The 14,000-nt window shown below is 65.6% G+C and carries 14 protein-coding genes; 7 read left to right on the top strand and 7 right to left on the bottom strand.

Features of this window, described 5'->3' with window-relative positions; all coding sequences use genetic code 11:
• The first annotated feature begins 154 nt into the window (after window positions 1-154).
• Window positions 155-658: a transcriptional regulator NrdR gene (gene nrdR / locus IEX43_RS17965; protein WP_188813226.1), complete on the top strand. Its 504-nt coding sequence runs from the start codon at window positions 155-157 to the stop codon at window positions 656-658.
• A gap of 225 nt (window positions 659-883) precedes the next feature.
• Here nrdR and ppgK read toward each other — a convergent pair whose 3' ends face one another.
• Both ppgK and map read right to left on the bottom strand, forming a co-directional pair.
• Window positions 884-1,687 (bottom strand): polyphosphate--glucose phosphotransferase, encoded by an 804-nt coding sequence (ppgK, locus tag IEX43_RS17960; RefSeq protein WP_104188661.1) that lies wholly within the window; start codon window positions 1,685-1,687, stop codon window positions 884-886.
• A 132-nt stretch (window positions 1,688-1,819) separates the two neighbouring features.
• Complete coding sequence (map, locus tag IEX43_RS17955) at window positions 1,820-2,698, bottom strand: type I methionyl aminopeptidase (RefSeq protein WP_188813224.1); 879 nt, start codon at window positions 2,696-2,698, stop codon at window positions 1,820-1,822.
• A 121-nt stretch (window positions 2,699-2,819) separates the two neighbouring features.
• Here map and IEX43_RS17950 point away from each other — a divergent pair, with 121 nt between their 5' ends.
• Entirely contained in the window at window positions 2,820-2,984 is a 165-nt protein-coding gene (locus tag IEX43_RS17950) for an SPOR domain-containing protein (protein ID WP_188732230.1), read from the top strand.
• 54 nt (window positions 2,985-3,038) lie between these two features.
• Here the strand turns inward: IEX43_RS17950 and panB are convergent, their stop codons facing one another.
• Window positions 3,039-3,941: a 3-methyl-2-oxobutanoate hydroxymethyltransferase gene (panB, locus tag IEX43_RS17945; protein WP_104188656.1), complete on the bottom strand. Its 903-nt coding sequence runs from the start codon at window positions 3,939-3,941 to the stop codon at window positions 3,039-3,041.
• A 276-nt stretch (window positions 3,942-4,217) separates the two neighbouring features.
• On the opposite strand from panB, the gene glnA (IEX43_RS17940) reads away from it, so the two are divergent.
• The 4 genes from glnA (IEX43_RS17940) (at window position 4,218) to IEX43_RS17925 (ending at window position 9,612) form a co-directional block, all read left to right on the top strand.
• On the top strand, window positions 4,218-5,558 hold the full coding sequence (gene glnA, locus IEX43_RS17940) for a type I glutamate--ammonia ligase (protein ID WP_066280551.1): 1,341 nt from the start codon (window positions 4,218-4,220) through the stop codon (window positions 5,556-5,558).
• A 9-nt stretch (window positions 5,559-5,567) separates the two neighbouring features.
• Window positions 5,568-8,579: a bifunctional [glutamine synthetase] adenylyltransferase/[glutamine synthetase]-adenylyl-L-tyrosine phosphorylase gene (locus tag IEX43_RS17935; protein WP_188813222.1), complete on the top strand. Its 3,012-nt coding sequence runs from the start codon at window positions 5,568-5,570 to the stop codon at window positions 8,577-8,579.
• 68 nt (window positions 8,580-8,647) lie between these two features.
• Window positions 8,648-9,091, top strand: coding sequence for a VOC family protein (locus IEX43_RS17930; RefSeq protein ID WP_188813220.1), 444 nt, complete (start codon window positions 8,648-8,650; stop codon window positions 9,089-9,091).
• Window positions 9,092-9,096: 5 nt separating this feature from the next.
• Window positions 9,097-9,612, top strand: a complete 516-nt coding sequence (locus IEX43_RS17925) for a GNAT family N-acetyltransferase (RefSeq protein WP_188813218.1) — start codon at window positions 9,097-9,099, stop codon at window positions 9,610-9,612.
• A gap of 251 nt (window positions 9,613-9,863) precedes the next feature.
• Here the strand turns inward: IEX43_RS17925 and glnA (IEX43_RS17920) are convergent, their stop codons facing one another.
• Window positions 9,864-11,288: a type I glutamate--ammonia ligase gene (gene glnA / locus IEX43_RS17920; protein WP_174177032.1), complete on the bottom strand. Its 1,425-nt coding sequence runs from the start codon at window positions 11,286-11,288 to the stop codon at window positions 9,864-9,866.
• A 300-nt stretch (window positions 11,289-11,588) separates the two neighbouring features.
• Between glnA (IEX43_RS17920) and IEX43_RS17915 the strand changes: the two genes are divergently transcribed.
• On the top strand, window positions 11,589-12,026 hold the full coding sequence (locus tag IEX43_RS17915; protein WP_188813216.1) for an RDD family protein: 438 nt from the start codon (window positions 11,589-11,591) through the stop codon (window positions 12,024-12,026).
• 37 nt (window positions 12,027-12,063) lie between these two features.
• Here IEX43_RS17915 and IEX43_RS17910 read toward each other — a convergent pair whose 3' ends face one another.
• The 3 genes from IEX43_RS17910 to IEX43_RS17900 all read right to left on the bottom strand — a co-directional run.
• Entirely contained in the window at window positions 12,064-12,423 is a 360-nt protein-coding gene (locus IEX43_RS17910) for a DUF3817 domain-containing protein (RefSeq protein WP_188813214.1), read from the bottom strand.
• An 82-nt stretch (window positions 12,424-12,505) separates the two neighbouring features.
• Window positions 12,506-13,258, bottom strand: a complete 753-nt coding sequence (locus IEX43_RS17905; protein ID WP_188813212.1) for a DUF4191 domain-containing protein — start codon at window positions 13,256-13,258, stop codon at window positions 12,506-12,508.
• A 97-nt stretch (window positions 13,259-13,355) separates the two neighbouring features.
• Window positions 13,356-14,000: lipoyl synthase (locus IEX43_RS17900; RefSeq protein ID WP_188813210.1), on the bottom strand; the 645-nt coding region annotated here is incomplete at its 5' end.

Below are 14,000 nucleotides of genomic sequence, written 5' to 3'. Positions count from 1 at the left end.
TCCGCCCGAAATGCCGACATGTAGTGGTGGCAACCACAACATGTAGTACTTACACGCTTGTTATTAGCCGGAGCAGGGACGTAAACTGGAAGACGGCGCACTTGCGCCTGCAGATTTGGTTCCGCTGGCACAGGTCCTGGGAGAGGGAGGCAAAATGTACTGTCCGTTCTGCCGCAACCCCGATTCCCGGGTGGTGGACAGCCGCATGGCGGATGACGGCTCGGCCATCCGGCGCCGCCGCCAGTGCCCGGAGTGCGGCCGCAGGTTCACCACCGTTGAAACCACCAGCCTTTCCGTGATCAAGCGCTCCGGCGTGGGCGAGCCCTTCAGCCGCAGCAAGGTGATCAACGGCGTGCGTAAAGCCTGCCAGGGGCGTCCGGTCAGCGAGGACGACCTCGCGCTGCTGGCGCAGGAAGTGGAAGAGCAGATCCGTTCCTCCGGCGCCGCGGAAATCGACGCCCACGAGGTGGGACTGGTCATCCTCGGACCCCTGCAGAAGCTGGATAAGGTCGCCTACCTCCGCTTTGCGAGCGTCTACCAGGCCTTCGAATCCCTTGAGGATTTTGAGGCTGCCATTGCCCTGCTCCGCCAGGAAGAACAGGACGCCCGGGGCGTTGCCGCCAAGGGCGCCAAGAGCTCCGAGAAGAGCCCCCTGTAAACTCCGGTGGCGGCAGCGGAGGGGAAGCCGAAGCCGCCACCGGCACTCCGGTCCGGCGAAAAGAAAGCCAGCCCAAGGAAAACCCACATGACGGCCGCCCCCTGCGCGCCCGCGGACCCAAGGCCGCGCGGACAACACGGGATGTATCTGCCGCATCTGCACGCTTAAAACACCCGTGCCGCCGTCGTCTGCTGGACCGCTGACGACGGCGGCACGCAGGCCGGGCTACTTGGCGAGCTTGTGCTTCAGTGCGATTTCGATTGCGGCGCCCACGATGCCGGCCTCGTTGCGGAGGACCGCCGGCACGATCGGCGTGCGCAGCCGCAGGTTGGGCAGGTACTCGTCAGCGCGCTTGGAAATGCCGCCGCCCACGATGAACAGTTCGGGCGAGAACAGGAACTCAACGTGGGAGAAGTAGCGCTGCAGCAGCACGCTGTACTCGTCCCAGGACAGGCCATCGCGTTCGCGGGCCACCGCGGAGGCTTTGGTTTCGGCGTCGTGCCCGTCGATTTCGAGGTGGCCAAGTTCAGCATTGGGGACGAGCTTGCCGTCGAAGATGAAGGCGGAGCCGATTCCGGTGCCGAGCGTGATCACCAGGACCGTGCCCTTGACACCGGCGCCGGCGCCGTAGCGCGCCTCGGCCAGGCCCGCTGCGTCGGCGTCGTTGATGACCTCAACGGGCCGGCCCAGGCGGGCAGTCAGGAGCGCATCGATGTCCGTGTTGAGCCAGCTCTTGTCCACGTTGGCGGCAGAGTGGACCACTCCGTGCTGGATGATGCCCGGAAAGGTCACGCCGACCGGAGAGCCGGCAGCGGGCGCTTCGGGCCGGGCGGACAGCTCGGAAACCACCAGCGCCACGGCTTCGGCAACTGATTCAGGGGTGGCTGGCTGCGGGGTGGGGACCCGGAACCGTTCCCCCAGCAGTTTGCCCTTCTTCAGGTCGACGATGCCGCCCTTGATTCCGGTACCTCCGATGTCGATGCCGATCAGCGGGGCGTTCTTGTGCGACTTCTCGTCCTTCTTGGCCAATGGGTTTTCCGTTCGTGGCAGGGGCGGGCAGGGTAGCGGCGGCCGGTGGCCGGCCGGGAAAAAATGTCCGGTCAGGAACCGGGAAGGGTAGGGCCGTGGTGCGTGGGTCTTGGCGGTGCCAGGGTGGCCGGGCTAGGGCAGCGTGAGGATTTCCGCGCCTGAGTCCGTGACCAGCAGCGTGTGCTCGAACTGGGCAGTGCGCTTCCGGTCCTTGGTGACAACGGTCCAGTCATCGGCCCACATGTCCCATTCCACGGTGCCGAGGGTGAGCATCGGTTCAATTGTGAAGACCATGCCGGCCTCGATCACGGTGTTGTAGGCAGGTGCCGCGTCATAGTGCGGGATGATGAGCCCAGTGTGGAAGGCTTCGCCCACGCCGTGCCCGGTGAAATCACGGACAACACCATAGCCGAAGCGCTTGGCATAGGACTGGATTGCCCTGCCGATGACGTTGATTTCCCGTCCGGGAGCCACAGCCTTGATGGCCCGGTTCAGTGACTCCTGCGTGCGTTCCACCAGCAGCCGTGATTCCTCGTCCACGTCGCCCACCAGGAAGGTGTAGTTCGTGTCCCCGTGGACTCCGTTGATGAAGGCGGTGATGTCGATGTTGAGGATGTCGCCGTCCCGGACCACTGTGTTGTCCGGGATGCCATGGCAAATGACCTCATTCAGGGAGGAGCACAGCGACTTGGGGAAGCCCCGGTAGCCGAGGGTGGACGGGTAGGCGTGGTGGTCAAGGAGGAACTCGTGGCCCACTTTGTCCAGCTGGTCGGTGGTGACGCCGGGCTGGATGTGCTTGCCCACCTCCACGATGGCCTGTGCTGCGATCTTCCCCGCGATCCGGATCTTCTCGATGGTTTCGGGGGTTTTGACCTCCGACCCGGTGAATTTCGCCGGTGCGGGCCTGCCGACGTACTCCGGCCGGGGGATGGACGCCGGTACGGGACGCTGCGGACCTATGGTTCCCGGGGTGAGGGTGCCGATGGGTGCAGTCGAGGCAAGGGAAGGCATAGATTGATCATATAAGGCACTGCAGAACGCCTAACAACCGGAAGCCGCGCGCGGCCCGCGTAAGAATTTAAGTTACGCGGATCACGCCGCAGCTTTCCCGCCGCCGGAACGAGGAGCACCGATGACTGAGTACTGGTACAACGTCAATACGCATGAGATCGAAGAGGACCGGCTGTCCGACTGGAGCCAGCTGATCGGACCGTATAAAACGCGGGAGGAAGCCGAGCACGCGCTGGAAAAGGTACGGGCCCGCAACGAGGCCTGGGAAAAGGACGACGACGACTGACAGTCGGGCGGGCAAGCTGGCCGGATGCCGGCCCGCCTGTCCTGTGGGGGACTTCTAAAACGAGTGTTCCGGCCCGGGGAACTGTCCTGACCTGACGTCCTCGCCATACTGCGTAGCCGCGTCCATAAGTGTGCTGCGCAGGTCTGCGTACTGCTTGACGAACTTGGCCATCCGCCCGCCCCGCAGCCCGGCCATGTCCTGCCAGACAAGCACCTGTCCTGTTGTTTCCTTGCCCGCGCCGATGCCCACCGTGGGGACGGGAACAGCCGCGTCCACGGCGGCTGCCGTCCCGGCTGGGACCATCTCCATCAGCACGCAGAATGCCCCCGCCTCAGCGAGGGCGACCGCGTCATCGATAAGGCGCTGCGCATCGTCGCCGCGGCCCTGCACGCGGTAACCGCCGAGGGCATGCTCGCTCTGCGGGGTGAAACCGATGTGTGCCATGACCGGAATGCCGGCCTGGACCATGGCCTTCACAGTGGGCGCATAGTAGGCGCCGCCCTCGATCTTGACCGCGTGCGCCAGGCCTTCCTTGAGGAACCGGACGCCGGCGCCGACTGCCTGTTCCGCGGACACCTCATAGCTGCCGAACGGCAGGTCGGCCACGATGAGCGCGCGCTTGGCGCTGCGTGCTACGGCGCGGCAGAGCGGCAGCAGTTCGTCCACCGTGACCGGAAGGCTGGTCTCGTTGCCGAACACGTTGTTCGAGGCCGAGTCGCCGACCAGGAGAACCTCGATTCCGGCGGCATCAAAAATTTCAGCCGTGTACTGCTCGTAGGCAGTCAGCATGGCGAACTTGGTACCGTCCCTCTTGGCCTGCTGAAGGTGGTGGATGCGCACCTTGGCCGGCTTCTGCTGTGCCGCAGCCGCGGGCGCAGCTGCCTGGCCCGGCCCGCTGCCGTAGGGGGCGGGGACGTCGGCGGACATGCTGGAATCGGAGCTGTTGCTTGAGGCCATGGCATGAGCGTAGTGGGGGAGCCGCTGTCCTAGCTACCGCGGGCCGGAGGCTCCACTGGTGATAAGGGTCATAAGGGCCCGCCTGCGGCGGGTCCGGACGGTGCGCACAGCCCGGTTGCGCGGCTTAAATCCGGAGGCCGGGCGTTAACGCTGTGTTACGCGCGGCGCAGGCTTCAGCATCGGCGCCGAATGCTTAGTACAGTGTTGGTGAACTGCTGCCGGCTTCCCTTTACTGCGGGCCCGGAGCATGGACGTTTGACCGGAGAAGAGGCCATCATGGACCGCCAGCAAGAGTTTGTCCTGCGCACAATCGAAGAGCGCGACGTACGTTTCGTGCGGCTGTGGTTCACCGACGTCGTGGGTTCGCTCAAGTCCGTGGCACTTGCCCCCGCCGAGGTTGAGGGTGCGTTCGAGGAAGGACTGGGCTTCGACGGCTCCGCCATTGAAGGCCTGGCCCGGGTGTTCGAGTCAGACATGCTGGCCCAGCCCGATCCCTCCACCTTCCAGATCCTGCCGTGGCGCGGGGAGACGGAACAGACCTCGCGCATGTTCTGCGACATCCTCACCCCGGACGGCGAACCGTCCGCCGCGGATCCCCGCAACGTCCTGAAGCGGACCCTCGCCAAGGCCGCCGACATGGGCTTCACCTGCTACACCCACCCCGAAATCGAGTTCTACCTCCTCAAGTCCCAGGAACCCGGCCCGGACGGCGCCCCCGTGCCCGTGGACGAGGGCGGCTATTTTGACCATGTTCCCGGCGGCGTGGCCCAGGACTTCCGCCGGACAGCTGTCACCATGCTCGAATCTGTGGGTATCTCCGTGGAATTCAGCCACCACGAGGCTGGTCCCGGCCAGAACGAAATAGACCTGCGCTACGCGGACGCCCTGCAGACCGCGGACAACATCATGACTTTCCGCACCGTCATCAAGGAAGTGGCGCTGCAGCAGGGCACCTACGCCACCTTCATGCCCAAGCCGTTCACCGCCCACCCGGGCTCCGGCATGCACACGCACTTCTCGCTGTTCGAAGGCGACACCAACGCGTTCTACGAGGCCGGCGCCGAATTCCAGCTCTCAAAGACCGCCCGCCAATTCATCGCCGGCATCCTCAAGCACGCGCCCGAGTTCACCGCAGTGACCAACCAGTTCGTGAACTCCTACAAGCGGCTCTGGGGTGGCGGAGAGGCTCCGAGCTATCTGAGCTGGGGCCACAACAACCGCTCAGCCTTGGTGCGGGTCCCGCTGTACAAGCCGGGCAAGGGCCAGTCCGCACGGATCGAGTACCGCGGCATCGATTCCGCGGCCAACCCCTACCTGGCCTACGCGGTCCTGCTCGGGGCCGGCCTGAAGGGCATCGAGGAAGGCTACGACCTCCCGGCCGCCGCCGAGGACGACGTGTGGTCGCTGAGCTCGGCCGAACGCCGCGCCATGGGCCATGATCCCCTCCCCGCCAGCCTCCATGACGCCATCCGGACGATGGAAGACTCGGAGCTCATGCCCCAGATCCTGGGCGAACAGGTGTTTGAGCACTTCCTGCGCAACAAGCGCGCCGAGTGGCAGGACTACCGCCTGCAGGTGACGCCCTACGAGCTGCAGCGCAACCTCGGCATCCTCTAGGCTGCGGGCGTGAGCCTGGCACGCCGCCTTATTGCGGCTGGATTCAGCGACCTCGACAAGGGGGAGCGGTTCCTTGCTGCGCCTGAACTGGAAGGGCTGGACCAGGACAGGCTGTTTGCGGGCCTGCAGTTGGCAGCCAGCCCGGACACCGCTCTGCAGTCCCTGGTCCGCCTGATCGAAAAGCACCCGGCGCTCCGGGAACTGGCCGCCGCCGACCCCGACACCAGTGAACCGATGTACCGCGTGCTGGGTGCGTCCGAAGCTCTGGGGGAGTTCCTGATCCGGCATCCGGAACACCTGGAGGCCTTCCATGTCCGCGCCAGCCCCGAGCCGCTGCAGTCCGATCCTGCCGCCCTGCGCGGGGTCCTCCTGCAGTCCGTGGGCGCTGACCCCCGCGCTGCCCGGCCCGTGGCAGCCAGCACCGGCAATGACGCCTACGCGGCGCTTCGCACAGCGTACCGCAGGGGTGTAGTGGACCTGGCCGTCAAGGACCTGTGCGCGGCCGATCCCCTGGATTTCCTCCCGTCAGTGGGAGCGGAGCTCGCGGACCTTGCCGGCGCAGCCATCGAAGCGGCCCTCGCCGTCTCGCGCGCCGAGGCGGGCGAGCAGTACGGCGCCGGTGACGTTGCCGACGTCGGCCTTGCCGTGATCGGGATGGGCAAGTGCGGCGCGCGGGAACTGAACTACATTTCCGACGTCGACGTCATCTACGTGGTGGACCCCGGCGCCCTCGATGACGCGAAGGCGAACACCATAGGAACAGCGCTGGCGAGCGGAATCTCCCGCGCCATCTCCTCCGTTGCCCGTGAACCGGGCCTATGGGAGGTGGACGCGAACCTTCGGCCGGAAGGAAAGTCCGGACCATTGGTCCGCACCCTTGCCTCGCACCAGACGTACTATGCCCGTTGGGCTGAAAGCTGGGAGTTCCAGGCGCTGCTCAAGGCCCGGACCATTGCCGGCGACGCCGACCTTGGCCGCCGCTACGAGGAAGCCGTCGCGCCGCTGATCTGGAGTTCTGCAAGCCGGGACGGATTCGTGGAATCGGTGCAGGCCATGCGCCGCCGGGTGACCGAACACATTCCGGCTGCGGAGGAGCAGCGCCAGATTAAGCTTGGCCGCGGGGGGCTGCGTGACGTCGAATTCACCGTGCAGCTGCTCCAGCTGGTCCACGGCAAGGCAGACGAAACACTCCGACGCCGGGACACCACCTCCGCGATCGCTGCCCTGTCCGCCGGGGGCTATATCGGCCGCTCGGACGCGGCCGCCTTCGACAACGCCTACCGCTACCTGCGCCTGCTGGAACACCGCATCCAGCTCTTCCAGCTGCGCAGGACGCACCTGATGCCCATTGCCGAACCGGCGCTCAGGTCGCTGGCGAAAGCCGTGCTGGGCCCCTTCTCCAACGAGCGTCCCCATCCGGACGCGCTGCTGTCCACCTGGCAGAAAACCAAGCGCTCCGTCCGGGAACTGCATGAGCGCATCTTCTACCGGCCGCTGCTCAACACGGCGGCCAAGCTCAGCAGTGAAGACGCAAAGCTGACGCCGGAAGCAGCCGAGGGCCGCCTGGCTGCCCTGGGGTACCGGGACCCGAAGGGCGCCATGCGCCATATCGAGGCCCTGACCGCTGGTGTCAGCCGGCGCGCAGCCCTCCAGCGGCAGCTGCTGCCGATCCTTCTCGACTGGCTGGCTGAAGGCGTGGACGCGGACGCGGGGCTCCTTGCGTTCCGGCGCGTCAGCGAGGCCCTGGGAACCACACACTGGTACCTGGGGATGCTCCGGGACTCCAATGCGGCCGCAGAGCGGTTGTGCCACATGCTGTCCAACTCGCGGCTGATAGCGGATCTGCTGGAGGTTTCGCCCGAGTCGGTGGCCTGGCTGGGCCAGGACAAGGACCTGGCACCCGTGGGGTTCGATGCCCAGTGGCAGGAAATCACCTCCAAGATGTCGCGGCACGCGGATCCGGAAAGCGCCATGCGCCTCATCCGACTGATCCGGCGCCGTGAAATCCTCCGGATCGCCATCGCCGATTCAGCCGGCCTGCTGGACCAGGACCAGGTGGGGAGGGCCCTGGCGGACACGGACAGGGCCGCGGTCCTGGGCGCCCTGCGCGTGGCGGAGGGCATCGTCTCCGCCAACGGACCGCTGAAGACCACCGTGCTGGTGGTTGCCATGGGACGGCAGGGCGGCCGCGAGATCGGCTACGGTTCGGACGCGGATGTGATGTACGTGCACAGGGCCCTGCCCGGGTTCAGCCCCGAGGAAGCACAGGAACAGGCCACCCGGATCGTCAACAAGGTCTCCACCCTGCTGACCCAGCCCTTGAAGCCGGCCATCATGGCCGAGCGGGTGCTCCAGATGGACGCGGACCTGCGCCCCGAGGGGAAGAACGGTGCCATGGTCCGTTCCCTCGACTCCTTCGCCGAATACTACCGGCGCTGGTCCCTCATCTGGGAGGCGCAGGCCCTGCTCAGGGCCCGCCCCATGGCCGGCAATGACGACCTGGCCAGGGACTTCCTGGACCTCATCGAGCCCATCAGGTATCCGGAATCGGTTGCCGAGACCGACGTGCGGGAAATCAGGCGGATCAAGGCGCGCGTGGAGTCCGAACGACTGCCCCGCGGCGCCGACCCCGCACGCCACCTCAAGCTGGGCCGGGGCGGACTGAGCGACGTCGAATGGCTTGTCCAGCTCCTGCAGCTGCAGCACGCCGGCAGCCACCCGGAGCTGCGGACCACGTCCACCCTGGAAGCGCTGGACGCTGCCGCCCGGACCGGCCTGCTCGCACAGGACGACGCCGGCCTGCTGGCCACGGCCTGGCGTCTTGCAAGCCGGATCCGGTCCGCGAACGTCATCTGGAGCGGCAAGGCCTCGGACCTTCTGCCGTCGTCCCGGCGGGACCTGGAAGCCGTCGCCCGCTGGTGCGGATACGAACCGGGACAGGCAGCGGCGCTGGAGGAGGATTACCTGCGGGTCAGCCGGCGGGCGAGGGCTGTCTTCGAGCGGGTCTTCTACGGCCAGTAGCCGGTAGGAGCCGGCGGAAGGCGGCAGGGCGGCTGACACCTGTCAGGGCCCGGTGCTAGGTTGAGCGCATGGCTAGCCAACTCTTCCTCAACCTGCCCGTCCAGGACCTCCAACGCTCAGTCGCTTTCTTCACGGCCCTGGGCTTTACCTTCAACCCCGATTTCACGGACGAGAACGCCACGTGCATGGTGGTCAATGAGAACGCGTACGTGATGCTCCTGGTGGAGGCATACTTCAAGACCTTCACTACAAAGGAGGTCGCCAGCACCAAGGGTTCAGCCGAAGCAATCATCGCCTACTCCGTGGACAGCAGGGAGGCCGTCGACCAGGCAGTGCAGAATGCCCTGGCCAACGGCGGCTCCGCGTCCCAGGATGCCCAGGACTACGGCTTTATGTACAACCACAGCTTCCAGGACCCGGACGGGCACCTTTGGGAGGTCTTGTGGATGGACCCGGCAGGCCCGCCCGCCGAGTCCCCCTCACACGAAGATTCTGCCGGACCTCAGACCTGAACGGCGTGGCCACGGACGTCTGGCTGATTTCGCTCCAGGACCTCGACGACGACGCCCGCGCCATCCACCTCGAGGCAGTTGGCGGACTCGAAATGGCGCCAGGGCAGGACAGGTTTGTTGGCGATCCGCTCCGGATGGCCCTCACCGGGCTTGCCGAGGAATCACGCCGGCCCTATGTCATCGAGTCCGCCGGCCGGACCGTCGGCGTCCTGACCCTGCAGGCCGCGGCGGCGCGCCTGGCCGGCTGGCCGGACGACCACTCTGCGTGGCTCCTCAGGGGCTTCCTGATCGACAGGCGCGAACAGGGCAGGGGACTGGGTCCGCTCGCGGCAGCCGCCGCCGTGTCCGCCGCCCAAAAACTCACGGCCAGGCACCATACCGGGGAGGCCGGCGTCGTTCTTTCCGTCAATGAAGCGAACGCTGCGGGCCTGTCCGCTTACCGCCGGGCGGGGTTCGTGGACCGGGGACAGTACACCGGCGGGCAGGCGGGTCCGCAACGGATCATGTTCCGCAGTTTTTGACCACAATGGCATAACAGGCGGCGGGCCGTATTGCGCTGAGAAAGCGATTGCCCGATCATGTGGAATGGCGGTGTTCTTCAACCTTGTTGGGGGGAGGGCTGAAACTGGTCTTCGTCCCGGGGGGCATTCGTCAGGGGGTCCGGCTCCCGGTCTCAGCACGTCTGGAGCCGGGCTCCCACCTTCGGGCCACACGCAAAAGGCGGCCACCGGTGAACCGGTGGCCGCCTTTGGTGTCTCAGGAGACGGTGATGCTAGACGCCGTAGTAGAGCTCGAACTCGTAGGGGTTCGGGCGCAGGGACAGCGGGCGGATCTCGTTCTCGTACTTGTACTCGATCCAGGTGTCGATCAGGTCCTGGGTAAACACGCCGCCGGCCTGCAGGAACTCGTTGTCCTCACGCAGGGCCTCCAGTGCTTCCTCGAGCGTGCCCGGAGCCTTGGGGATGTCCTTGGCCTCTTCGGCGGGGAGCTCGTAGAGGTCCTTGTCGATCGGGGCCGGGGGCTCAATGCGGTTGCGGATACCGTCGATGCCGGCCATCAGCTGGGCAGCGAACGCCAGGTACGGGTTGGAGGAGGGGTCCGGAGCGCGGAACTCGATGCGCTTGGCCTTGGGGTTGGAGCCCGTGATCGGGATGCGGATACCTGCGGAGCGGTTGCCCTGCGAGTAGACCATGTTGACCGGAGCTTCGAAGCCCTTGACCAGGCGGCGGTAGGAGTTCACCGTCGGGTTGGTGAAGGCCAGGACGGCGGAGGCGTGCTTGAGCAGGCCGCCAATGTACCAGCGGGCGGTGTCGGACAGGCCGGCGTAGCCCTTCTCGTCGTAGAACAGCGGCTCGCCGCCGTTCCACAGCGACTGGTGGCAGTGCATGCCGGAACCGTTGTCGCCAAAGACCGGCTTGGGCATGAACGTTACGGACTTGCCCCAGGCGTCTGCGGTGTTCTTGATGACGTACTTGAACTTCTGCAGGTCATCGGCAGCGTGCGTCAGGGTGGTGAACTTGTAGTTGATCTCAGCCTGGCCGGCGGATCCAACTTCGTGGTGGCTGCGCTCGACCTCAAGGCCGGCCTCGTCCAGGGCGACACACATGGCGTCGCGCAGGTCAGCCTGCTTGTCGGTGGGGGAAACCGGGAAATAACCGCCCTTGACGGGGGTCTTGTAGCCCAGGTTTCCGCCTTCTTCCTCGCGGCCCGTGTTCCAGTGGGCTTCCTCGGAGTCGATCTTGTAGAAGCTGCCCTGCGGGGAGGACTGGTACTGCACGTTGTCGAACACGAAGAACTCAGCTTCGGGGGCGAAGAATGCGGTGTCGGCGATGCCGGTGGAGGCCAGGTAGGCTTCGGCCTTCTCGGCCACGCCGCGGGGGTCGCGGTGGTACGGATCGCCCGTGCGGGGGTTGACGATGGAGAAGTTCAGCGCCAGCGTCTTCTCCATGCGGAAGGTGTCCAGGAACGCAGTGGTGACGTCCGGGATCAGCTGCATGTCAGACTCTGCAATGCCCTGGAAGCCGCGGATGGAAGACCCGTCGAAGAGCTGGCCGTTGACGAAGAAGTCTGCGTCAACGCTCTTGGCCGGCACGTTGAAGTGCTGCTGGACGCCCGGGAGGTCGGTGAAGCGGATATCGACGAATTTAATATCTTCGTCCTTGATGAACTTGAGGACTTCGTCCGCAGTCTTGAACATCTATGCTCCTAACGCATATGTAAATATCTGGCTGGCAAGCCAGCTGATCCAGCGCAATCCGACGGGCAGGGAAACGCAGTTTCCCTGCTGTGAGTACCTGCTGTGTAAACCTGCCCCGTACTGCCTGGCGGCGGATTGCTTGAAACTGGTAACAGCCTATGGACGCGGCATTTCCCGTCCGTGTCCGCATTGTTTCGGGCAGGTTACATAATGCCCTGATATGGCAACGCTATCTTCCGTCCACTCCGTGGTCTAACCCCATCCACAGTGTGGTCGGCGGGAAGTCGCTAAGCTTGGACCGTGGTAGATCGCAAAGACATCGGCTCCTGGCTCTCCGGCCCCGACACTTCGGGTATCTCGAAATATCCGGGGGAGCGGCTGGGACTGCCCGAGTCGGGGCCGGGCTCCATTGCGCGGGCGGGCCGCAGGATCGCGGCCATCATGATTGACTGGGGCATCGCGCTCCTGATCAGCAACTTCGCTTTCGGGGGAGATCCGTGGGCCACCCTGGCGATCTTCGCCGTCGAACAGACCCTGCTGATAGGAACCCTTGGCTACAGCATCGGACACCGTGCCATGGGCATTCACGTGGTCAGGGCCGGCGGCGGGCCGGCCGGGCCGCTGGCCGCGCTGGTGAGGTCCCTGCTGCTTTGCCTGGTCATCCCCGCGGTCATTTTCGACCCCGACCACCGGGGCCTCCACGACAAGGCCATGGACACGCTGCTGGTGCGGCGCTAAAGGCTGCAGCCCCGGATTTCCGGGCCCGAGGCCCCGGCTATACGGAGCTGGCTTCCCGAACTGCCGCGGTGCCCGGTGATGAAGGCGCGGCGTCCAGGTAGTTCCGCTTGTCCGCCCAGCGCTCGAACAGGACCGTGGCGAACGGGAAAACGGCGGAGATGCCGGCGAACAGCGCCACGACGAAGGGCCACCGCTGCAGCCTCCAGAGGGCAAGGGCGGCAATGCCATAGCCCACAAAGAGTGCACCGTGTATTGGTCCGGCAACCTGGACGCCTATCTCGGTGGTGCCGGCAATCCATTTGAAGTACATGCCGATAAGGAGCGCCGCCCAGCTGAAGGCTTCGGCGATGGCCAGGATCCGGAATGCGCGGATCACCGCCGTTTTCTTGAAGGTCACTATAATGTCCTTTCCTGCCGTGAAAGCGGCAAAGAAACGCCCCGGCTGCCGGCCGGAGCCGGAACCGGGGCAGGTTCGATAACTAGCGTCCGCGGTTGGGACGCGCCTTGTAGGGGTCGATGCCTTTGGGGATCGGGAGGCGGTTGCCCAGTGAGGCGATGCGCTTGGACACTGCGTTCACCTCAAGCTTGGTCAATTCCTTCTTGAGCTTGCCCATCTTCTTGGCCACCTCGCTGATGGGCACCTGGCCCTCGCCCCGGCCGCTTTCGATGACGTGGACGGTGACGTTCGGCAGGATGCGCGCAAGGCGTTTACGTTCCGCGTCCAGCAGCGGCTTCACCCGGTGCGTGGGGCCTTCGCTGACAAGGACGACGCCGGGACGGCCGATGGCGCGGAAGACGGCGTCCTGTGTCCTTGGGTTAACGGCAACAGGCTGTTCCTCGGTGATCCAGCCGCGGCGGAGCGTTCCCAGTGCGGCGCCGGAAGCGCCGGGCTGGTTCTCGATCTGGGCGAATGCGGCGCGCTCTGCCCTGCGGGACAGGATGAACGTGGCACCGAGCAGGCCCAGGGGGATGCCGATGATCAGGCCGGTGATCCAGTTATCCAGCCAGAAGCCCACCAGGAAGCTGACAGCCACGACGCCAAGGAAAACCAGCAGCATCAGCCACGGGACCATGGGGTCATGACGGCGGGTCATGGTGAAGACTTCGCGGATCTGCTTGAGCCGGCTGGGCTTCTTGGCCTTCGCTTCTTTCGGCTTGCGGGAGAAGAGGCCACGCTTGACTGCGCTGGAGCCAGACGGAGTGGAGTTGCTGGAATCAGGGGATTTCGCCATAGTGCCTTAATTCTACGTGACCAAAGCCGAAGGGCCGGCACCGGATTGTTCGGATGCCGGCCCTTTGGGGACGCTGCGTTTTGTTGGGAACTGCAGATCAGTGGTGTGCTGCGATGAGTGAGCTGGCTTCCTGGCGGGTGCTGCCGGAGGACTCGATGTGGGCGAGTTCGGCGGGGATGTCCCAGCCTTTCTTCCGCATCGCGGTGGCCCAGAGCCGGCCGGCGCGGTAGGAGGAGCGGACCAGCGGCCCGGACATGACGCCGAGGAACCCGATCTCGGTGGCCTCGTCCTGGAGGTCCACGAATTCCTGCGGCTTGACCCACCGGTCCACCGGCAGGTGCCGCTCACTCGGGCGAAGGTACTGGGTGATGGTGATCAGGTCGCAGCCGGCCTCATGCAGGTCCCGCAGGGCCTCGGAGATTTCCTCGCGGGTCTCGCCCATGCCCAGGATCAGGTTGGACTTGGTCACCATGCCCAGGTTCCGGCCCTGCGTGATCACATCCAGGGACCGCTCGTACCGGAACGCCGGGCGGATCCGCTTGAAGATCCGCGGCACGGTCTCAACGTTGTGCGCGAACACTTCAGGTTTTGAATCGCAGATCGCTTTGATGTGCCCGGGTTTGCCGGAGAAGTCCGGGATCAGCAGTTCGACGCCGGTGCCGGGGTTCAGTTCGTGGATCTTCCGGACCGTTTCGGCGTACAGCCACACGCCCTCGTCTTCGAGGTCGTCGCGGGCCACGCC

Origin of the sequence: Pseudarthrobacter polychromogenes, from assembly GCF_014644495.1 — a bacterium.
Taxonomy (GTDB): Bacteria; Actinomycetota; Actinomycetes; order Actinomycetales; family Micrococcaceae; genus Arthrobacter; species Arthrobacter polychromogenes.
This window is presented reverse-complemented; position numbering and strand designations above follow the sequence as displayed.

Excerpts from the sequence above, each read along its gene's own strand:
- nrdR (WP_188813226.1), top strand. The coding sequence starts at position 155 with ATGTACTGTCCGTTCTGCCGCAACCCCGATTCCCGGGTGGTGGACAGC.
- map (WP_188813224.1), bottom strand. The coding sequence starts at position 2,698 with ATGCCTTCCCTTGCCTCGACTGCACCCATCGGCACCCTCACCCCGGGA.
- IEX43_RS17950 (WP_188732230.1), top strand. The coding sequence starts at position 2,820 with ATGACTGAGTACTGGTACAACGTCAATACGCATGAGATCGAAGAGGAC.
- panB (WP_104188656.1), bottom strand. The coding sequence starts at position 3,941 with ATGGCCTCAAGCAACAGCTCCGATTCCAGCATGTCCGCCGACGTCCCC.
- glnA (WP_066280551.1), top strand. The coding sequence starts at position 4,218 with ATGGACCGCCAGCAAGAGTTTGTCCTGCGCACAATCGAAGAGCGCGAC.
- IEX43_RS17930 (WP_188813220.1), top strand. The coding sequence starts at position 8,648 with ATGGCTAGCCAACTCTTCCTCAACCTGCCCGTCCAGGACCTCCAACGC.
- glnA (WP_174177032.1), bottom strand. The coding sequence starts at position 11,288 with ATGTTCAAGACTGCGGACGAAGTCCTCAAGTTCATCAAGGACGAAGAT.
- IEX43_RS17905 (WP_188813212.1), bottom strand. The coding sequence starts at position 13,258 with ATGGCGAAATCCCCTGATTCCAGCAACTCCACTCCGTCTGGCTCCAGC.